The organism is Paenibacillus anaericanus (assembly GCF_003994475.1).
GTDB lineage: Bacteria > Bacillota > Bacilli > Paenibacillales > Paenibacillaceae > Fontibacillus > Fontibacillus anaericanus.
The window spans coordinates 44,082-63,922 of the sequence record NZ_RZNY01000028.1; the positions used below are offsets into that span (position 1 = coordinate 44,082).

Annotated in this window: 31 protein-coding genes; 29 read left to right on the plus strand and 2 right to left on the minus strand. The window is 43.1% G+C overall.

Going from position 1 to position 19,841, the window contains the following annotated elements; genetic code table 11:
- The first annotated feature begins 10 nt into the window (after positions 1–10).
- The 26 genes from rplE (at position 11) to EJP82_RS23135 (ending at position 15,967) form a co-directional block, all read left to right on the plus strand.
- On the plus strand, positions 11–553 hold the full coding sequence (gene rplE, locus EJP82_RS23010) for a 50S ribosomal protein L5 (protein ID WP_127194418.1): 543 nt from the start codon (positions 11–13) through the stop codon (positions 551–553).
- A 45-nt stretch (positions 554–598) separates the two neighbouring features.
- On the plus strand, positions 599–784 hold the full coding sequence (locus EJP82_RS23015; RefSeq protein ID WP_054025317.1) for a type Z 30S ribosomal protein S14: 186 nt from the start codon (positions 599–601) through the stop codon (positions 782–784).
- A 31-nt stretch (positions 785–815) separates the two neighbouring features.
- A complete protein-coding gene (rpsH, locus tag EJP82_RS23020; RefSeq protein ID WP_127194419.1) occupies positions 816–1,214 on the plus strand; it encodes a 30S ribosomal protein S8 in 399 nt (132 codons plus the stop codon).
- A 30-nt stretch (positions 1,215–1,244) separates the two neighbouring features.
- On the plus strand, positions 1,245–1,787 hold the full coding sequence (rplF, locus tag EJP82_RS23025; RefSeq protein ID WP_127194420.1) for a 50S ribosomal protein L6: 543 nt from the start codon (positions 1,245–1,247) through the stop codon (positions 1,785–1,787).
- A gap of 83 nt (positions 1,788–1,870) precedes the next feature.
- Positions 1,871–2,239 (plus strand): 50S ribosomal protein L18, encoded by a 369-nt coding sequence (gene rplR / locus EJP82_RS23030; RefSeq protein ID WP_127194421.1) that lies wholly within the window; start codon positions 1,871–1,873, stop codon positions 2,237–2,239.
- Positions 2,240–2,266: 27 nt separating this feature from the next.
- Positions 2,267–2,764 carry a 30S ribosomal protein S5 gene (gene rpsE, locus EJP82_RS23035; RefSeq protein ID WP_110931228.1) on the plus strand — a complete coding sequence of 166 codons (498 nt, stop codon included), beginning with the start codon at positions 2,267–2,269 and terminating at the stop codon, positions 2,762–2,764.
- 12 nt (positions 2,765–2,776) lie between these two features.
- Positions 2,777–2,962 carry a 50S ribosomal protein L30 gene (gene rpmD, locus EJP82_RS23040; protein ID WP_127194422.1) on the plus strand — a complete coding sequence of 62 codons (186 nt, stop codon included), beginning with the start codon at positions 2,777–2,779 and terminating at the stop codon, positions 2,960–2,962.
- A gap of 44 nt (positions 2,963–3,006) precedes the next feature.
- Positions 3,007–3,447: a 50S ribosomal protein L15 gene (rplO, locus tag EJP82_RS23045; protein WP_127194423.1), complete on the plus strand. Its 441-nt coding sequence runs from the start codon at positions 3,007–3,009 to the stop codon at positions 3,445–3,447.
- On the plus strand, positions 3,447–4,745 hold the full coding sequence (gene secY, locus EJP82_RS23050) for a preprotein translocase subunit SecY (RefSeq protein ID WP_127194424.1): 1,299 nt from the start codon (positions 3,447–3,449) through the stop codon (positions 4,743–4,745). Before rplO ends, secY begins: the two co-directional genes overlap by 1 nt.
- An 83-nt stretch (positions 4,746–4,828) precedes the next feature.
- Positions 4,829–5,473, plus strand: a complete 645-nt coding sequence (locus EJP82_RS23055) for an adenylate kinase (RefSeq protein WP_127194425.1) — start codon at positions 4,829–4,831, stop codon at positions 5,471–5,473.
- A gap of 5 nt (positions 5,474–5,478) precedes the next feature.
- Positions 5,479–6,231 (plus strand): type I methionyl aminopeptidase, encoded by a 753-nt coding sequence (gene map, locus EJP82_RS23060; RefSeq protein ID WP_127194426.1) that lies wholly within the window; start codon positions 5,479–5,481, stop codon positions 6,229–6,231.
- Positions 6,232–6,234: 3 nt separating this feature from the next.
- A complete protein-coding gene (locus EJP82_RS23065) occupies positions 6,235–6,549 on the plus strand; it encodes a KOW domain-containing RNA-binding protein (RefSeq protein WP_127194427.1) in 315 nt (104 codons plus the stop codon).
- 2 nt (positions 6,550–6,551) lie between these two features.
- Positions 6,552–6,767, plus strand: a complete 216-nt coding sequence (infA, locus tag EJP82_RS23070; RefSeq protein WP_028559500.1) for a translation initiation factor IF-1 — start codon at positions 6,552–6,554, stop codon at positions 6,765–6,767.
- Positions 6,768–6,999: 232 nt separating this feature from the next.
- Entirely contained in the window at positions 7,000–7,113 is a 114-nt protein-coding gene (gene rpmJ, locus EJP82_RS23075; RefSeq protein ID WP_037291536.1) for a 50S ribosomal protein L36, read from the plus strand.
- 20 nt (positions 7,114–7,133) lie between these two features.
- Positions 7,134–7,502 (plus strand): 30S ribosomal protein S13, encoded by a 369-nt coding sequence (rpsM, locus tag EJP82_RS23080; RefSeq protein WP_127194428.1) that lies wholly within the window; start codon positions 7,134–7,136, stop codon positions 7,500–7,502.
- Positions 7,503–7,521: 19 nt separating this feature from the next.
- Positions 7,522–7,917, plus strand: a complete 396-nt coding sequence (gene rpsK, locus EJP82_RS23085) for a 30S ribosomal protein S11 (protein WP_127194429.1) — start codon at positions 7,522–7,524, stop codon at positions 7,915–7,917.
- Between the two features lie 131 nt (positions 7,918–8,048).
- A complete protein-coding gene (locus tag EJP82_RS23090; protein ID WP_127194430.1) occupies positions 8,049–8,993 on the plus strand; it encodes a DNA-directed RNA polymerase subunit alpha in 945 nt (314 codons plus the stop codon).
- Between the two features lie 36 nt (positions 8,994–9,029).
- Entirely contained in the window at positions 9,030–9,395 is a 366-nt protein-coding gene (gene rplQ, locus EJP82_RS23095; protein ID WP_127194431.1) for a 50S ribosomal protein L17, read from the plus strand.
- A gap of 156 nt (positions 9,396–9,551) precedes the next feature.
- Positions 9,552–10,358, plus strand: a complete 807-nt coding sequence (gene truA / locus EJP82_RS23100) for a tRNA pseudouridine(38-40) synthase TruA (protein ID WP_127194432.1) — start codon at positions 9,552–9,554, stop codon at positions 10,356–10,358.
- 64 nt (positions 10,359–10,422) lie between these two features.
- A complete protein-coding gene (locus EJP82_RS23105) occupies positions 10,423–10,779 on the plus strand; it encodes a TFIIB-type zinc ribbon-containing protein (RefSeq protein ID WP_127194433.1) in 357 nt (118 codons plus the stop codon).
- A gap of 246 nt (positions 10,780–11,025) precedes the next feature.
- Positions 11,026–11,463 carry a 50S ribosomal protein L13 gene (gene rplM, locus EJP82_RS23110; protein WP_127194434.1) on the plus strand — a complete coding sequence of 146 codons (438 nt, stop codon included), beginning with the start codon at positions 11,026–11,028 and terminating at the stop codon, positions 11,461–11,463.
- A 19-nt stretch (positions 11,464–11,482) separates the two neighbouring features.
- The gene (rpsI, locus tag EJP82_RS23115; RefSeq protein ID WP_127194435.1) at positions 11,483–11,875 is read left to right on the plus strand and encodes a 30S ribosomal protein S9; all 393 of its coding nucleotides are present in this window, start codon (positions 11,483–11,485) and stop codon (positions 11,873–11,875) included.
- A gap of 161 nt (positions 11,876–12,036) precedes the next feature.
- Complete coding sequence (locus EJP82_RS23120; protein WP_127194436.1) at positions 12,037–12,729, plus strand: phosphoadenylyl-sulfate reductase; 693 nt, start codon at positions 12,037–12,039, stop codon at positions 12,727–12,729.
- Positions 12,730–12,764: 35 nt separating this feature from the next.
- Positions 12,765–13,934, plus strand: coding sequence for a sulfate adenylyltransferase (sat, locus tag EJP82_RS23125; protein WP_127194437.1), 1,170 nt, complete (start codon positions 12,765–12,767; stop codon positions 13,932–13,934).
- 87 nt (positions 13,935–14,021) lie between these two features.
- On the plus strand, positions 14,022–14,774 hold the full coding sequence (cwlD, locus tag EJP82_RS23130; RefSeq protein WP_127194438.1) for an N-acetylmuramoyl-L-alanine amidase CwlD: 753 nt from the start codon (positions 14,022–14,024) through the stop codon (positions 14,772–14,774).
- Positions 14,775–14,851: 77 nt separating this feature from the next.
- Positions 14,852–15,967, plus strand: a complete 1,116-nt coding sequence (locus EJP82_RS23135; RefSeq protein WP_127194446.1) for a P-loop NTPase — start codon at positions 14,852–14,854, stop codon at positions 15,965–15,967.
- A 47-nt stretch (positions 15,968–16,014) separates the two neighbouring features.
- On the opposite strand, the gene gerD is transcribed toward EJP82_RS23135, so the two are convergent.
- Positions 16,015–16,761: a spore germination lipoprotein GerD gene (gene gerD, locus EJP82_RS23140; RefSeq protein ID WP_127194439.1), complete on the minus strand. Its 747-nt coding sequence runs from the start codon at positions 16,759–16,761 to the stop codon at positions 16,015–16,017.
- A 121-nt stretch (positions 16,762–16,882) separates the two neighbouring features.
- Here gerD and EJP82_RS23145 point away from each other — a divergent pair, with 121 nt between their 5' ends.
- On the plus strand, positions 16,883–17,470 hold the full coding sequence (locus tag EJP82_RS23145) for a KinB-signaling pathway activation protein (RefSeq protein WP_127194440.1): 588 nt from the start codon (positions 16,883–16,885) through the stop codon (positions 17,468–17,470).
- A gap of 152 nt (positions 17,471–17,622) precedes the next feature.
- Here EJP82_RS23145 and pdaB read toward each other — a convergent pair whose 3' ends face one another.
- The gene (pdaB, locus tag EJP82_RS23150) at positions 17,623–18,432 is read right to left on the minus strand and encodes a polysaccharide deacetylase family sporulation protein PdaB (protein ID WP_127194441.1); all 810 of its coding nucleotides are present in this window, start codon (positions 18,430–18,432) and stop codon (positions 17,623–17,625) included.
- Positions 18,433–18,553: 121 nt separating this feature from the next.
- Here pdaB and EJP82_RS23155 point away from each other — a divergent pair, with 121 nt between their 5' ends.
- Both EJP82_RS23155 and EJP82_RS23160 read left to right on the plus strand, forming a co-directional pair.
- A complete protein-coding gene (locus EJP82_RS23155) occupies positions 18,554–19,171 on the plus strand; it encodes a stage II sporulation protein M (protein WP_127194442.1) in 618 nt (205 codons plus the stop codon).
- Positions 19,172–19,371: 200 nt separating this feature from the next.
- On the plus strand, positions 19,372–19,602 hold the full coding sequence (locus tag EJP82_RS23160; protein WP_127194443.1) for a hypothetical protein: 231 nt from the start codon (positions 19,372–19,374) through the stop codon (positions 19,600–19,602).
- Positions 19,603–19,841 lie beyond the last annotated feature (239 nt).

Consider the following 19,841-nt stretch of genomic DNA (forward strand, 5'->3'; position numbering starts at 1 on the left):
ACCACGATTCATGACAACAAGATTGAAAGAGCGCTTTTTGAACGAAGTGACACCTGCTTTGGTTCAAAAATTCAACTATACGTCAGTGATGCAAGTGCCTAAAATTGAGAAAGTAGTTATCAACATGGGTGTGGGTGACGCTGTTGCCAACTCCAAAGTGTTAGATGCTGCACTTAATGATATGCAATTAATCGCTGGACAAAAACCAGTTATCACTCGTGCGAAGAAATCCATCGCTGGATTTAAACTTCGTGAGAACATGCCGATCGGTGTTAAGGTTACCCTTCGCGGTGAACGCATGTACCATTTCTTAGACAAATTGTTTAACGTAACGCTTCCGCGTGTACGTGACTTCCACGGTGTATCGACGAAAGCATTCGACGGACGTGGAAACTATACACTTGGCCTCAAGGAACAATTGATCTTCCCTGAGATTGAGTATGATCAAGTTGATAAAGTACGCGGTATGGATATCGTCCTCGTTACGACGGCGAAAACCGATGAAGAATCTCGTGAATTGCTGACCGCTCTCGGCATGCCTTTCGCGAAATAAATCGTTCATAAATTCTCCGAAACTATTTAGGAGGTGTCAGGCTAAGTGGCAAAAACTTCGATGAAAGTTAAACAACAACGCACGCCGAAGTTCAAAGTACGGGCATATACCCGCTGCGAACGTTGTGGTCGTCCACATTCGGTACTGCAAAAATTTAAAGTATGCAGAATTTGTTTCCGTGAATTAGCTCATAAAGGCCAGATTCCTGGCGTGAAAAAAGCAAGCTGGTAAACAATCAACAACGGGAAGGAGGTTTACACGAATGACTATGTCAGATCCAATTGCAGACATGTTAACTCGTATTCGTAACGCCAATACGGTTCGTCACGAAACGGTTGAAATGCCTGCTTCAACGATTAAAAAGCAAATCGCTGAAATCTTGAAGCGTGAAGGCTTTATCCGTGATGCAGAATTTATCGATGATAACAAACAAGGTATGATTCGTATTTTTCTTAAATACGGTTCAAACAATGAGCGTGTTATCACCGGTTTGAAGAGAATTAGTAAACCGGGCCTTCGCGTATACACGAAAAGTAATGAAGTACCTCGTGTACTCGGCGGTCTAGGAATCGCTATTATCTCGACTTCAAAAGGAATTATGACCGACAAAGAAGCTCGTCAGTCCAAAGCTGGCGGCGAAGTTGTCTGCTACGTTTGGTAATTAACGTCACAAAATAAGGAGGTGCAATAAATGTCCCGTATTGGTCGCAAACCAATTACAGTACCAAGTGGTGTAGATATCACACTTGATAATTCCGTAATTACAGTAAAAGGACCTAAAGGTTCCTTGACTCGTGAGCTTCATAAAGACATCAAAGTAATTATTGAGGAAAATTTGATTACTATTGAGCGTCCTTCAGATAATAAATTACATCGTTCTTTGCATGGTACAACACGGAGTGTTGTTAACAACATGGTGAGTGGAGTAACAGAAGGTTTCTCCAGAACTCTTGAGTTGGTAGGGGTAGGATATCGTGCAAGTAAAGTCGGCGATAAACTCGTACTAAACGTTGGATACTCTCATCCAGTAGAAATCACTCCAGAACCAGGTATCGAATTCGATGTGCCTACGAATACAAAGATCATCGTTAATGGAATTAATAAAGAGCGTGTTGGTGAATACGCTGCAAATATTCGTTCTGTTCGCGCACCTGAGCCTTACAAAGGTAAAGGGATCAAGTATGAAGGCGAACGCATCATTCGTAAGGAAGGTAAAGCCGGTAAGAAGAAATAAACCTCTTCTTAACGGACCCATCCTTTTGGCGTCTTGAATGGAAATGCTTGTTATGGTAAACCGAAAGGAGTGAAATGGAAGTCATGATTACAAAACCGGATAAAAACAAAGCCCGTCTTAAAAGACATTTGCGTGTACGTAGAAAAATTCAAGGAACGGCTCTTCGTCCAAGACTTAACGTATACCGTTCTTCCAAACATATCTATGCACAATTGATTGATGATGTGGCTGGCGTAACAATTGTTTCCGCTTCGACAGTCGATAAAGAACTGAGCGAAGGGTTGACTAGCGGAAGTAACGTTGAAGCTGCTCGTAAAGTTGGCGAACTTATCGCAAAACGTGCGGAAGGCAAAGGCGTGAAAAACGTTGTGTTTGACCGCGGAGGTTACTTGTACCATGGACGAATTCAGGCATTGGCTGATGCAGCTCGCGAAGCAGGCCTTGAATTCTAAGATATTTTCTAAAAGGAGGTTAACGACTTGCGTGTAGATCCGAACACTTTAGAACTAACTGAAAGAGTTGTAAATATTAACCGCGTAGCTAAAGTAGTTAAGGGCGGACGCCGTTTCAGCTTTAGCGCACTCGTCGTTGTCGGCGACGGCAAAGGCTGGGTTGGCGCTGGTATCGGTAAAGCGGGCGAAGTTCCTGACGCGATTCGCAAAGGAATTGAAGATGCTAAGAAAAACCTTGTATTCGTTCCTCTAGTGGGGACTACTGTCCCTCACCAAGTGATCGGACACTTTGGTGCCGGACGTGTGCTTTTGAAACCGGCATCTGAAGGTACTGGAGTTATCGCTGGCGGTCCAGTTCGTGCAGTACTTGAATTGGCTGGTGTAGGCGACATTTTAACAAAATCCCTAGGTTCTTCGAATTCCATCAACATGGTCAACGCGACTTTGGAGGGCTTGTCCCGTCTGAAACGTGCTGAAGATGTGGCGAAATTACGCGGCAAATCCGTCGAAGAACTTCTCGGTTAAGGAGGGAATCTCATGGCTAAACTGCAAATTACCCTTGTGCGTAGTTTGATCGGTCGTCCGGAGACTCAACGTACTACCGTGAAAACTTTGGGACTTCGCAAAATCAATGATTCTGTAGTTCAAAACGACAACGCAGCTATTCGTGGTATGGTTAATCAAGTAAGTCACTTGATAGCTGTTAAAGAAATTCAAGAGTAGTCAACTAAGTAAGTCTAACAATAAATAAGGAGGTGCAACGAACGATGAAACTACATGAGCTTTCCCCAGCTCCTGGATCCCGCAAAGAACGCAAACGCGTAGGTCGCGGTACAGGTAGCGGTACGGGTAAAACATCAGGTCGTGGCCATAAGGGTCAAAATTCTCGTTCCGGTGGTGGTGTGCGTCCAGGCTTCGAAGGCGGACAAAACCCGCTGTATCGTCGCTTGCCGAAACGCGGATTTACTAATCCAACGCGGAAAGAGTATGCGATCGTTAACATCGAGGAACTTAACAACTTTGCGGCGGATACGGAAGTAACTCCAGAACTGTTGTCACAACAAGGAATCGTTAAAAATGCTAAAAGCGGCATCAAGATTCTTGGCAACGGTGAAGTTACTGTCAAATTGACAGTTAAAGCGAATAAGTTCTCCCAATCCGCGGTAGATAAAATTCAGGCTGCCGGCGGTAAAACCGAGGTGATCTAATGTTCAAAACCATTAAGAACATATGGCATGTCAAGGATCTGCGTAATCGTATTGGATTCACACTGTTTATCTTCATTATTTTCCGGATCGGTACTTTTGTTCCGGTTCCGGGAGTTAATGCAGCAGTGTTTCAATCAACTACAGGTCCAGAGAATGGTTTACTAGGGTTATTCAACACATTCTCAGGCGGAGCATTGAAGAATTTCTCCATCTTCGCTCTGGGGATTATGCCTTATATCACGGCATCTATCATCGTACAACTCCTTTCTATGGATGTTATTCCGAAATTTGCGGAATGGGCTAAACAAGGGGAACATGGTAAGAAGAAGATGGCTCAAGTCACTCGCTACGGTACAGTGATCTTGGCTATCATTCAAGCCTTTGCTACTTCATACGGTTTCAATCGGCTGTACAGCACTGAAATGATTCCAAATGCAACATTTGCGGATTATGCTGTTATTGCTATTGTACTGACTGCAGGTACATCGTTCTTAATGTGGCTCGGTGAGCAAATTACTGAAAAAGGTATTGGAAATGGTATTTCGTTAATTATCTTCGCAGGGATCGTCGCTGGTTTTCCAACAATGATTCAAAGCATTGCTAATTCCGAATTTATCGTTGATAATCAAACATTCATGAATGTAGTTAAATTTTTGGCTATCTTCATCGTGGTGATACTAATCATCATTGGTGTTATTTACATCCAACAGGCGATTCGGAAAATTCCGGTGCAGTATGCAAAACGTGTTGTTGGTAACAAAATGTATGGTGGTCAGAATACGCATATCCCATTGAAGATCAATGCAGCAGGCGTTATTCCGGTTATCTTTGCATCCTCGCTATTGCAGTTCCCAGTAATTATCGCTAATTTCTGGGCGACGCATGGTTGGGCTAAGTGGGTCGGAACTAACTTGTCGCATACGAAACCGCTCGGGATGTTACTTTATGTTCTTATGATCGTCGGCTTTACGTTCTTCTACACTTTTGTGCAGATGAATCCACAGCAGATGGCTGATAATATGAAGAAAAATGGTGGTTATATTCCAGGGATTCGTCCAGGGAAAGCAACAGCTACTTATCTGACACGGGTATTAACTCGTTTGACGATGACTGGTGCCATATTCCTTGCGGCTGTTTCGATCCTTCCGGTTGGGCTGGGTGCTTTGGCTGGTTTGCCGCAGTCAGTACAAATCGGTGGTACTTCAATCCTGATCGTTATCGGTGTTGCACTTGATACGATGAAGACAATTGAAGGACAATTGATCAAACGTCACTATAAAGGCTTCATTAAAAAATAGGCGATAGGTTCCAGGTTGATGAACTCGCCTGGTACCTGTTGTTCTGTTTCTTGTATTGAGTCATCTTGGAGGGAGTGATAATCATGAACATTTTATTCATGGGGCCTCCTGGAGCAGGAAAAGGAACACAAGCTGAGGTCATCGTTAAAGAATTTGGCATTCCCCATATATCTACTGGTGATGCATTTCGCCTGGCGATTAAAGAGGGAACTCCCATTGGGATTAAAGCCAAGGAGTATATCGATCAAGGCCTTCTGGTGCCTGATGATGTAACGGTTGGCATCGTTCGTGAGCGCCTACAGCAGTCCGATTGCGAAAAAGGTTTCTTATTGGATGGTTTTCCAAGAACCCTTTCGCAAGCGGAAGCGCTGGAGGATTTGCTTAGCGGATTAGATCGCAAGCTGGAGCATGTCATTAACCTGAAAGTGGACCGGAACAAGCTACTCGCGCGTCTAACCGGACGTCGGATATGCAAGTCCTGCGGAGCCACGTATCATGTGATCTTTAATCCTCCGGGGCAAGAAGGTCTTTGTGATAAATGCGGTGGCGAGTTGTACCAACGCTCTGATGATAATGAAGAGAGCGTAGGCATTCGTTTGGATGAATATATCAACAAAACAGCACCTCTTCTCAAGTTTTATGATGAAAAGGGTTTGCTACGTGAAGTTGATGGAGAACAGGAAATCGGTGCGGTATCGCAAGAGATCGTATCCTTACTGCGAGGTTAGGTGTAATGATCATATGTAAATCCGAAACGGAACTAGGCTTTATGAGAGAAGCAGGGCGAATCGTCGCGGAAACGCACAGGCTCATGGCGAAATCGATTGAGCCAGGAATTACGACGGGGGAACTCGATCAAATCGCCGATAAGTACATTCGTAGTCAAGGCGCTTTGCCGTCTTTTAAAGATTACAACGGTTTCCCTTACAGCATTTGTGCTTCGGTCAACGAAGAGTTGGTACATGGATTTCCCGGCAAACGCAAATTGAACGAAGGCGACATCATCAGTATTGATATCGGCGCAGAGTTTCGTGGATTTCACGGAGATTCGGCGTGGACATATCCCATCGGTACGATTTCGGATGAAGCTAAGCGGCTTCTAGAAGTCACCGAAGGATCACTATTTGCTGGTCTCGCGCTCGTCAAACCTGATGTCCGTTTGTTCACTGTCTCGCATGCTATTCAGCAATACATCGAAAATGCTGGTTTCTCTGTTGTTCGTGAATATGTCGGTCACGGCATAGGATCGAGCCTTCACGAAGAACCGCAAATTCCGAACTACGGCACACCGGATCGTGGTCCACGCCTTAAACCAGGTATGGTGCTTGCGATCGAACCGATGGTTAACATCGGCAAACGGTATGTTAGAACGCTTGAAGATAATTGGACGGTCGTTACGGTAGACGGTTCACTCTGTGCTCACTTCGAGCATACTGTAGCAGTCACACCGGATGGTATGGAAATTCTTACAAAGCTGGACGATTAGACGATGAATATGAAACCATGTTCTGAAGTTCAAATTGGTCAAATTGTGAGAGTTCTGAAAGGTAAAGATGCAGGTTCATTTTACGTAATTGTGCAGATTATTGACGACAAGTTCGTTATGATTGTAGATGGGGCCAAACGGAAGTTTGATCAGCCTAAGCGTAAAAATATACAGCATCTTGAACTTCAGCCAATGATCAGCAGCGAGGTTGTTCATAGTTTGCAAGAAAGCGGGCGAGTAACAAATGCTAAGCTGCGTTACGCAGTGAATGCTTATGTGGAATCCGCCAATATAAATGCTGAGAAGAAAGGAGACTGACTGTGGCTAAGGAAGATGTCATTGAAGTCGAAGGTACGGTTATAGAACCGCTACCAAATGCTACATTCAAGGTTGAGCTCGAGAATGGTCATCAAATTCTCGCTCATGTTTCTGGAAAGCTACGGATGCACTTTATCCGTATACTGACTGGAGACAAAGTTGTAATTCAATTATCACCTTATGATCTTACAAAAGGTCGTATCACATACCGTAAATAGATTCTGGTTCCGATACCCATACCATTTATAAAGTATTTATGATATGATATTCGGGTTGAGTTTTATTTGCGGGTAATTCATGCATCGCAATGTACAAAATCAACACTATGAATTCAGTTTTACTACAGTAAAACTTAGTTTATCCTTACGAAGAGAGTTTTGCTTCTCAAAAACGGAGCTTACGCTTTCGAAGTCAGTTTTACATTCGTAAAACTTTTAGGAGGTAATCAACATGAAGGTAAGACCTTCTGTGAAGCCTATGTGCGAAAAATGCAAAGTCATTCGTCGCAAAGGCAATGTTATGGTGATTTGTGAAAATCCAAAGCATAAACAAAAACAAGGTTAAAGAAGGGGGTGTAGCGTAAAATGGCACGTATAGCTGGTGTGGATTTGCCACGTGATAAACGCGTTGAGATCGCCTTAACTTACATTTTCGGAATCGGTAAAACGACTTCACAGAAAATCCTGAAATTGACAGGCATCAATCATGACACACGTGTTCGTGATTTGACGGAAGATGAGGTTAGCAAACTACGCGAAACGATCGACAAAGAAGTCAAAGTAGAAGGCGACCTTCGTCGTGAAATTTCCTTAAATATTAAACGTTTGATCGAAATTGGCTGCTACCGTGGAGTGCGTCACCGTCGTGGTCTGCCTGTTCGCGGACAACGTACGAAGACTAATGCCCGTACTCGTAAGGGTCCTCGTCGTACTGTAGCGAACAAGAAGAAATAAGAAGGGGGGATAACTGACAATGGCTAAACCGAAAAAAGTCGTACGTACTAAACGTCGCGACCGTAAAAATATTGAATCGGGTGTGGCACATATCCGCTCCACCTTCAACAACACGATCGTAACGATCACGGATCCACACGGTAACGCAATTTCTTGGGCTAGCTCCGGCGGCCAAGGATTTAAGGGTTCCCGTAAATCAACTCCATTTGCTGCTCAAATGGCTGCAGAATCTGCTGCTAAAGCTGCAATGGAACATGGTATGAAAACCGTTGAAGTTATGGTTAAAGGACCAGGAGCAGGCCGCGAAGCCGCTATCCGCTCCTTGCAAGCGGCTGGTCTGGAAGTTAACGTAATTAAAGACGTTACTCCAATTCCTCATAACGGATGCCGTCCTCCAAAACGTCGCCGCGTTTAATGAAGCCGCCTTTAGTGTGGTATAACAACAGCGCAATTTGGTAACAATGGTTGTTTAGACATACTAGTTGATAGACTTCAGTGAGCATGTGCATTTTCTAGAGGAACGACGTTTTGAAGGAGGGGTACTTCGTGATAGAAATCGAAAAGCCGAAAATTGAGACCGTTGAAGTTAACGATGATGGCACCTATGGGAAATTTGTAGTAGAACCACTTGAGCGTGGGTATGGCACCACACTGGGCAACTCGCTTCGCCGGATTTTGCTCTCTTCTCTGCCGGGTGCGGCGGTAACATCGGTCCAAATCGATGGTGTTCTGCATGAATTCGCAACCATTCCGGGCGTAATGGAAGACGTTACGGAGATCATTCTCAACCTGAAAGCTCTCTCGCTCAAAATCCACTCCGATGAAGAGAAAACTCTCGAAATCGATGCGGAAGGCGAAGGAATTATTACGGCTGGAGATATTCGTGCGGATAGCGATGTGGAAATTCTTAATCCGGATTTGCATATTGCTACACTTGAGCCGGGTTCCAGACTCCACATGCGGATTTTTGCTGGCCGCGGCCGTGGTTACGTTCAGGCGGATCGGAACAAAAGAGATGATCAACCAATTGGTGTGATTCCTGTTGATTCGATCTATACCCCAATTACTCGTGTCAATTACGTTGTAGAAAATACACGTGTTGGACAAGTGACGAACTACGACAAGCTTTCGCTTGAAGTATGGAGTGATGGTAGCATTAGACCGGAAGAGGCAGTTAGCCTCGGTGCTAAAATTTTGACCGAGCATCTTTTCTTGTTCGTGGGTCTCACGGACGAAGCGAAAGACGCTGAAATTATGGTTGAAAAAGAAGAAGACAAGAAAGAAAAAGTTCTTGAAATGACGATTGAGGAGCTTGACCTCTCTGTTCGATCCTATAATTGCCTTAAACGTGCCGGCATTAATACGGTACAAGAGCTTACTACGAAAACCGAAGAAGATATGATGAAAGTTCGTAACCTCGGACGCAAATCTTTAGAGGAAGTACAAGAAAAGCTCGAAGAGCTCGGATTAGGTCTTCGTACGGAAGAATAAACTGCTTGAATCGTTCTAGCGAAGGAGGGAAAACTCATGGCATACCAAAAGTTGGGCCGCGATTCCAGTGCGCGTAAAGCTTTGTTTCGCGATCTGGTAACAGACCTATTCTTATACGAACGTATCCAAACGACAGAAGCTAAAGCGAAAGAAGTTCGCTCTATCGCTGAGAAACTGATCACTAAGGCTAAGCGTGGAGATCTTCATGCTCGTCGCCAAGTGGCAGCTTATGTTCGTCGCGAATCTATTGATGGAGAGCAAGATGCAATCCAAAAATTGTTTGCAGATATCGCAACTCGTTACTCCGAACGTCCAGGTGGATACACTCGTATCTTGAAACTAGGACCTCGCCGCGGTGACGCAGCACCTATGGTTTATCTGGAATTGGTAGACCGTTCGTAATCACTAGGGTGTATATCCTAGTTCCCTTTCTTGGGGAATAGAAAACTCTCTGTCAGCGCGACCTTTAGGCCTCGCGATCGGAGAGTTTTTCCATGTAATGAGAGTGAGTTGTTCATTCTATAGACTGTTCACGATATAGCGAAAGGAGGGTGTCTGTTGCGTAATGTGTTTATGACTGTCAGTTATGATGGAACGAACTATTACGGCTTCCAAACCCAACCTGGTGGGAACACAATACAGGATCATTTGGAAGCAGCAATAGTTCACTTGACGGGTGAAGTTGTGAAGATTCACGGCTCTGGTCGCACTGACGCTGGGGTACATGCTCGTGAACAGCCATTCCACTTTAGTACCTCTTCACTTATACCACTTGAACGTTGGCGGTTAGCGCTAAATGGCCGTCTCCCCAGCGATATAAGAGTGACTGAGGTACGTGAAGTGCCGATGGACTTCCATTCTCGCCGTTCGGCTAAGCGGAAGACTTATAGGTATTCGATTAACGGCAATCGTGTACCTGATGTGTTCCAACGCAATTTACAATACCATCACCCAGGTAAGCTTGACTTATCGGCTATGCGTGAGGGATTGAAGTATATAGTGGGCACCCATGACTATACTTCATTTGCTTCCCGGCGTTCGACTAAGACGAGTCATGTACGTACGATCTATGAGGCACAAATGGTAGTAGATACGTCTTCTGACTATCCGGGTACACACGAGCAAGGAATCATACACTTTTATATAACTGGCAATGGGTTTCTTCAACATATGGTTCGGATTATTATGGGGACCTTACTTGAGATTGGTGAAGGTAAGCGTCGACCAGAGGATATGGGAAATATCCTAGAAAAGAAGAATCGTATGGCTGCAGGTCCAACAGCAGAGAGTAAGGGTCTGATGTTGTGGAAGGTAGAATTTAATGAAGAGGTTCTTTTGTTAAATTCCGAGATAGCTGATGAATAAACGAAACCTATAGGTACATTTGTACGTAGCATATACAAAACAAACCATAGGAGGGTCTACCTGAATGAAGTGTCCTGTATGTGATAATGTTCGTATGAGAGAAGTAGAGAAGGATGGAGTTTTGATTGATGTGTGTACTGAATGCAAAGGTGTATGGCTTGACAGGGGAGAGCTTGATAAACTGTTGAGTGAAATACGTGAGATTCGTCCCGCATTTAACGAATGGTATGGTAATCGTGAGGGCGAATCAGAATATGACCGCAAAGAAGTGAACCGTCAATCCCCTAACTTGAATCAAGGATCTAGTTCTCAGTCGCATCAGGCCTACGATTACAGGGATCAAAAGCATGGATATAATAAAGGACATCAACATAAGAAGAAAAAGTCAGTGCTGGATGTGTTCGGAGATTTATTCGATTAAACTGAAATAATACGAAAAAAGACTTGCGTATTATTTTTACATCCTGTAGAATAAAAGTTGTGTTTTCTTAATGGCTATCCCACGGCCCCCAATTAAGAAGACCAAAACAACAGTAAAATTAATGTTAGCTTACAAGATAATAACAACGATCGAAGATAAATGGGCTGAGTTGTTCGGCAATCTGAATTGTTGATCATATTCAGCATTAATGGACTATTTCGGACGAGAATGAAGGAGGATCTTTACATGCGTACCACTTATATTGCTAAGCCAAGCGAAGTTGAGCGCAAATGGCACATTATTGATGCCACTGGCAAAACGTTAGGCCGATTGGCTAGCGAAGCTGCAGCACTCATTCGCGGTAAACACAAACCCGAATTTACTCCTCATGTTGATGGCGGTGACTTTGTTATCGTAATTAACGCTGAGAAGATTACACTAACTGGTAAGAAAATGGAAAACAAGAAATACTACCGTCACTCCATGCACCAAGGTGGTTTGAAAGTTACAGTCGCTCAAGACTTGCTTAGAACTTACCCTGAACGTATGATTGAATTTGCTATTCATGGCATGTTGCCAAAAACTCGCCAAGGCGAGAAAATGAAGCTTAGATTGAAAGCATACGCTGGCGCTGAGCATCCACATGCAGCACAAAAACCTGAAGTTTACGAACTTCGCGGATAATTAAAAGGAGGACAGTTTCATGGCTCAAGTACAATACTATGGGACAGGTCGTCGTAAACATTCGGTAGCTCGTGTTCGCCTTGTACCGGGTGAAGGACGCATTGTCATTAATAAACGCGACATCAATGAATATTTTTGTCTGGAGACTCTTAAGCTGATTGTTAAACAACCACTTAATTTGACAGAAACGCTTGGTAGTTATGATGTACTAGTTATCGCACATGGTGGCGGTACATCTGGTCAAGCAGGAGCAATTCGTCACGGTATTTCACGTGCATTGCTTAAAGCTGATCCAGAACTTCGTCCAGCTCTTAAAAAAGCAGGATTCTTGACTCGTGACCCACGGATGAAAGAACGTAAAAAATACGGTCTTAAAGCCGCTCGTCGCGCGCCACAGTTCTCCAAACGTTAATATTTTCAGTTCATTCAAGAACCCTCTTTCGAGAAATCGAGAGAGGGTTCTTTTTTTGTATTATTGACTTATTGCTGGAAAGTTTTATACTTTAATATATAATTCAAATGTGTTTAGTAGGACTATTTCCTTATTTATGTATTGTCTGAGGAGGAGAAGGAATGAACTTATTAGAAAAGGAAGAATTGATCAAGGTTAAGGCAGAGGAACTGGAGTCAGCATCTGCGGAGGAGGTAATTGCTTGGGCAGTAGAAGCATTTCCGCATTTAACATTTGCTTGTAGCTTTGGAGCAGAAGATGTTGTGCTCGTAGATATGCTGCAACAGATCAGTCCTACTAGTGATATCTTTTATCTAGATACGGATTATCATTTCAAAGAAACGTATGAGACACGCGATGCCATGGCTGCTAGATATGATCTAGAGTTTGTACGGGTATCTCCGAAATTAACTCCTGAAGAACAGTCATTACAACATGGTGAGGAATTGTGGACTACAGATGCAAATGCATGTTGTGGTATTAGAAAAGTAGAGCCATTAACGCGAATTTTATCTCAGTATGATGCATGGATAACGGGGATCCGCCGAGATCAAGCGCCGACACGGGCTAATGCAAAGAAAGTTGAGTATGATAGCAAATTTGGACTAGTTAAGTTCAATCCATTGGCGAGTTGGAGTACGGATGATGTGTGGAATTATATTCGCAAGAACGATATTATATACAATCCTCTCCATGATCAGAATTTCCCTAGTATTGGGTGTCAGCAATGTACTCGTCAGGTTATGCCAGGGGAGGATCCACGTGCTGGACGCTGGGCAGGGTCCGAGAAGACGGAATGCGGATTGCATAAATAAATATACTATATGCATATAACGAAGGGGAGAAATGTATGACTGCAATTGCACCACATGGGGGTACTCTGATCAATCGTGTTATTACAGGTGAAGAACGTGAAAACTTATTACTAGCTGCGAAGAATTTGTCAGTGATTCAGATTAATGCATGGACGATATCGGATCTCGATTTAATTGGTGTGGGTGCGTTTTCTCCGTTAACGGGCTTCTTGAATGAAGAAGATTATCATTCTGTTGTGAGTTCAATGAGACTCGCAGATGGTACGGTGTGGAGTATTCCTATTACGTTGTCTGTCAGTGAAGAACAAGCTCTAAGTCTTACGGTCCAACAGGAAGTAGCCTTAGTGGGTGAAAAAGATGGGGTAGTTTACGGGCTACTTGAGATAGGAAGTATTTATAAGGTTGATCAAACTGTTGAAGTCAAAAACGTGTTCAAAACGGAAGATCCAGAGCATCCTGGTGTGAAAAAATTAATGGAGCGGTCGCCGATTTATTTAGGTGGATCTATTAAGGTGCTTAATCGTCCGCGGCCAGAGCGATTTGGGGAGTTTTATTATGATCCTGCCGTGACTCGCGCTATTTTTGCTGAGAAGGGTTGGAGAACTGTTGTTGGTTTTCAAACCCGTAATCCAGTTCATCGGGCACATGAGTATATCCAGAAGAGCGCTATGGAGATCGTGGATGCACTTTTTCTGAATCCACTTGTTGGTGAGACGAAATCGGACGATGTCGCTGCTGATGTGCGGATGCAAAGTTATTTGACTCTGTTAGAGAATTATTATCCTGCGAACCGTACATTTCTAGGTGTATTCCCGGCAGCCATGCGTTATGCGGGACCACGGGAAGCGATCTTCCACGCTATGGTACGGAAAAATTACGGTTGTACCCATTTTATTGTTGGTCGTGATCATGCAGGTGTAGGAGATTATTATGGGACGTATGAAGCGCAGGAAATCTTCTCTAACTTTACAACTGAAGAATTAGGAATCTCGCCATTGTTCTTCGAACATAGTTTCTTCTGTACTAAATGTGGTAACATGGCGTCCAGCAAGACATGCCCTCATCCTAGTGAAGATCATTTGACTTTATCCGGCACAAAAGTAAGAGCGTTACTGCGTGATGGGGTATGTCCACCACCAGAGTTTACGCGGCCAGAAGTGGCCAAAGTATTGATCGAGGGTATGAGCCATCAAGTTGTAATTTAATGAGAACTACAGCCTTGTTAGGTATATTTGTCCACCTTGTCCCATATAGATGAGTATTGTCATTATGGGGACGGAGGTGGCTTTTTTATGGGCTCAAAAGATAAGTTGTTTGTATCTATTTCCTTCAGCCGTGTAAAAAAGATGCTGATTGGGTTAGGGTTACTGGGGATATTGCTGACAATAGCAGTCTATGAAATTCCTACAACGAAAGTATGGAAATACTGGAGTCTGCCGTTGGCCGGTGTAACCATTGCCTTAGACGCAGGTCATGGTGGGCCGGATGGAGGGGCAGTAAGTAAACAAGGGATCATCGAGAAGGATATTAATCTGGCGGTGGCCTTGTATTTACGGGATTATTTGCAACAAGCAGGGGCTATAGTAGTTATGACGCGAGAAGATGATCGTGACTTGGCAGGAGCGGATACAAAAGGTTATAAGAAGCGAAAATCAGAAGATCTCAAGCAGCGTGTACGATTTATAGAAGAGAAGGAAGCGAAGTTGTTTCTGAGCATTCATATGAATAGCGTACCTTCCTCACGATGGAGCGGAGCGCAGACGTTCTATAATAAACAGAATGAGGATAGTGTGAATTTGGCTCAACTTGTGCAGCAGGAGTTAAAAGTCAATCTAGAGAATACCGATCGAGTTGCCAAACAATCAGATAAGACCGTGTATTTATTAGATGCGCTAAAAATCCCTGCCATCTTGGTAGAGGTTGGATTTCTATCGCATCCTGAGGAGTCGAAGTGGTTGAAGGATGACGCTTATCAGCGTAAAGTCGCTGGCGCGATTTACAAGGGGATTCTACGATATACTGCTGGCGAAAAGAGTGAGAACTGAGCGTTAAATGGCAGATAATGCTATAATAAATTATTATTATAGTTAATACGATATGAGATGAAGTCGAGGTGCTGTCATTGTTATCGAAGGAAGAACTTCAGAATGCGCTGCTTCCAATTATTGAACCTACATTAAAGCGAAGCTTGGTTGAGATGCAGTGGATTCGCGATATGATGGTCAAAGAGGACCGCGTCTCGCTTACGGTTATCTGTTTAGAAAAGAGCAAGGATTTGCAAGAGAAACTGGAGAGTGAAATCCGCCTGCGTCTTTCTGAGCTAGGAGTAAAAGATGTACATCTTCGACTTAGAGAGGCATCAGAGCAGGAGAGGGAGGAAGCGCTTGGCTCAGAACTTGAGGAATCTATTTCTTCTGCTCCGAATGAAGAGCGTTTTAAAGGTCGTGCAGCTGGGTTAGAACAACTTCCGATTCTAGATCCTAATACTAAAGTGAACTTCGTTGCCATAGCTAGTGGAAAAGGCGGTGTAGGTAAGTCAACCGTAACTGTTAATTTAGCTGTAGCTCTTGCTCGCTCTGGTAAGAAGGTTGGGCTTATTGATGCTGATATCTACGGGTTCAGTGTACCGGATATGATGGGGATCGAAGAGACTCCTATCGTTGAGGATGGGTCCATTATTCCTGTTGAACGTTTTGGCGTCAAAGTAATGTCGATGGGGTTCTTTATTCGTGAGAACAATCCCGTTATCTGGCGTGGGCCGATGCTTGGTAAGATGCTTCGGCAGTTTCTCAGCGATGTTGACTGGGGAGAATTAGATTATATGTTATTAGATCTACCTCCAGGTACTGGTGACATCGCACTTGATGTGCATCAAATGCTTCCGCAAAGCCGCGAGATCATTGTGACGACTCCACATGCAACTGCGGCATTCGTGGCAGCTCGGGCGGGGGCGATGGCGCTTCAAACAGAGCACGAAGTGTTGGGTGTGGTAGAAAATATGGCTTATTACGAATGTAAGGCTTGTGGGAGTAAGGATTATGTATTTGGCAGAGGCGGCGGGGCACAGTTGGCAGAGACCCTTCATACCGACTTGCTTGCCCAGATCCCACTTGGAGCGCCGGACAACCATCCTTCAGAACTTGATTTTTCACCTTCCGTTTATAAGGAAGATAGTTTGATCGGGAAGATTTATAACGATATGGCCAAACAAGTTATGAATAAATACAGCAAAGACTGACCAAGTGGTCAGTCTTTTTAAATGCAATGTGTAATTCGTCTTTCCGGTTAAGAAGATCCACTACCACCACTTCCGCTACTACTATCGCCACCGCCACTATCGCCACCTGAATCTCCCGATTCTCCTGATCCGCCTTCACCACCACTTTTCGAATCAGTGATCTTGGGCTCGAGCTGTTCCTTAACAACGGCCTTTAGTATTTCCATTATTTCCATTTTGAACAAGGGGCTTTGCATCGTTTCTTGAACTACAGACATGGACTGTTTGCGATAATCTGAAGTTTTCGTGAGATCTAGAAACATCTTCATCATTTCAGGTGACTTCATAATTTCGCCAACTGATTTTTGATAAGTTGGGTCCTTGATTAGTTGTAAATGAAGTTGCTTGCTCTCGGAGTTAATCGCCTTAGCAAAATCCCCCGCAAATTTAGGCTCAGTCATAATTTTTTCGATTTCTTTCTTATATTCTGGAGAGGTGATCGTGTCTTTAACAGCGAGTCGTACTTCATCGTTCGTTTGTGAAGGGAGAATCATTTTAACACCAACAGTTCCACCACCACCGCTGGATCCTCCTCCAGAATCTGAACTAGAGCTTGAGCTGCTACCTCCGCTGCTTATAGCTTCATATATGGCCTTTTTTCCTTCATCCGATTTAAGGATATCTAAAAGCATGGTCTTTGTCTCCTTGTATCCTCCACCTTGAGACGAAGAGCTTTGTTCAGAACCGCAGGCCGTTAGCGTAAGAGCAAATGTACACAAGATGCATAATAACCATCGGTAACCAAGCCATTTCATGGTCCCTTCCTCCTTGTTATCGTCACTGTCCTTAGTATGCGGTCATAAAAAGGAATTATCCTATTGAAAAGAATGGTTTTTTACTGGAAAGGTTGGTAAAATAATTGCGGAGGTGTGATCTTTGAACTTGAAAAAATGGATATATTTACTTTGGACAACTTTGGTAGTTGGGGCGGTTGTTTCGCTTGTAGCTGGATTGCTATTACAATGGACTCATACCGTACAATTAAATGGAACAGCTGATTTTTTTGTGAATATGGCTATATTGCTCGGGGTTGGAATTATGGTTAGTGTTTACTCTCAAATGGGCTTTTTTGCATATTTAATGTTGAATTATATGGGATCAGGTGTTTTTTCAAAAGTAACATGGAGATATATACAAATTGGACTTACCGTTCTGGCGTTAATGGAACTGCTGTTCCTCCGAGTTTTTCTAGGCGAAGAGAAGAATGGAATTTCAGATGTGGTACTGGGTATCATTATTCTTGTCATTTCTTGTGTTACAGCTTATTTGAAAGTGAAAGCAACGAATAATTCAGCTTGGATTCCCACATTATTCTTTATGATCTCCGTGACAATAGTAGAGATGGTTGGTGTGCTCAATATCGGCGTTGACCAAGCAACGGTATGGATCGGTGCACCGCTTATTGCTTGTAACGCTTACCAAATTATGATTTTACACCGGTTATTGAAGCCTGCGAATCGTTAATAATACATACATCAATTGCTAAGAGTTCGGGGGCACAACCTGAACTTTTTTTGTTATCTCAGTTACCTTATCTACAACAAAACTATAAAAAAAGAACTTCTGAAATTACAGAAGTCCGGATTATTAAAAAAACTGAATTACTTATAAGAGAACTACATACCGGCAGCGTTATTTATCTCTTGTTGCACCCAGGTTTGATCGCGAACTTCGGAGCCTTTGACACTTGCTTCTGTAAGTAAATCGGAGACGGTGACAAATTCATAACCCTTCTTGCGAAGTTCATCGATAATAATGGGGAGGGCTTCATGCGTTTGTTTAACAGAGTCACTGGCGTGAAGTAAAACAATATCTCCAGGATGCGCTTTACTCACTACTCGATCAACGATAGTCTGCACCCCTTTGTTCATCCAATCTTGTGAATCTGTATCCCATTGAATGACGCTATACCCTTTACTTTGGGCGATTTTCAGTACACGTTTGTCGAAATCTCCGTTTGGAAGACGAAGGAGTTTTGGCTCTTTTCCAGTTAAGTCGGTTAAAATAGAATGTGCCGAGGAAATTTGGCGGGTGATCTCTTCTTCGTTCAGTCCACTGTAATTGACGTGTTTATGACCATGGCTTCCGATTTCGTAACCTTGTTGCTGAATTGCCTTTACAATCTCAGGGTGAGTCTTACTCCAAGGAGAAGAGAGGAAGAACGTTGCTTTTTGTACTCCTTTGTCCTTGAGCACATTAAGGATAGGCTCTGTACGCTTGTCTCCCCAACTAATATCGAAGGTAAGGGCAATCACTTTCTTTTCCGTAGACACGCTGTAGATAGCGGAAGGACTGCTCTCTTCAGAGAACACCGTAACATGGCCCTTCTCTACATAAATAATACCTACTGCAAACAGGGCCGCAGTGAAAACAAAGAAAAACTTTTTGATTCTCTTCCCGTTCAGGACATAGAAGAAGTTGTTCATGAGCTTTAAGCCCCTCTCGTTATCAGAATGATTTGTCCACTTTTACAATGTATGCTCGTACCTTTAAGTTATTACTTTTCTTAGCTAGTAAAACAAATACGGTTTTCAGGAGGATTTTTTTATGACTTCATTGCGTAGATTTGTACAGGATTTATTTTTTTATAAGAAAATGATGGCATTGTCATTGATTCTTTTTACAGCTGGTATCGTTATTGGAACTTTGAATGCTGATTTTATTACGGAGCTAATCACTCCGCAATTGCAGGGTTTACAGGAGTACAGTCGGGAATTATCAGAGTCTGCAAATCCGCAGTGGAGCTTTTTTGTGTTTATTTTCCTTAACAATGCTGTGAAGAGTATCGTCATTATTTTTGCAGGTGCTTTATTTGGATTGCTACCGATTTTCTTTTTGATGATGAATGGAATGGTTATTGGTTTTCTACTAACTACTGCTGCATCTCAAGGAGAGAATATGTTTAATCTAATTGTCTTAGGGTTATTGCCACATGGAATTATTGAAATCCCCGCGATATTGATCGCTTCCGGATTTGGTCTTCAGTTTGGATATATGGTTTTGAAGGGATTAGGGGAATTGGGTGCAAGAGATGAATCGGAACGGACAGTTAAGTGGGGGGGATTTTTGAAAACAGCAGGAAGGGCATCCATCTGGATAACGTTGTTGTTACTAATCGCTGCCATTATTGAAAGTACCCTTACTTTCTATTTAGTCACATTATAAAATTTAATAATAATTCATAATTTACCAAAAATATGTGCATACCAATAAAGCGGTTGGAAGGGCCGGTTTATTTTGGTGGGGATAAGGTTAATCAAACTTAACGAGCGTAATATATGAGCGACCCAAGCCAATGTAGCTATACGACAAACATCAAGAACTTCAGAGATTTGAAATCTAGATAAAAGAGGAGATGAGGCGCAATGCTGGGAATGTTGTTTAATGAGAAAGAGTACAAAGAGCTAGATTATGTACTCAGAAAAGAGTTAGATGAAATGCTGCTGGACATGGGGGATCATCGTCTGGACCAAGATATACGCCATTCGATTGCTAAACGATATAAAACAGTGTTCCAAATGTATGCCAGGTTCGCGCCGTCAAAAGAGCTTTCAAAGTATGTTCGTAGGGGATGGTTTCCTCAGGCAAAACAATAAAATAAAATATTGTAGATAAAGGGTTGACTTTGGGGCTGGGATTATGATAAATTATATCTCGCCCCTAAAAAAGAAAAAGATGTTGGATCGTGTCAGTCAGGTTACTGGCTGAAAGAAATCTTAAAAAAACTTCTTGACTTAATCAGGGTGAACATGTTATATTATAAGAGTTGCTGCTGAGACAATGAGCGACAACGAAAACGAAGTTGATCTTTGAAAACTGAACAACGAGTGAGTGA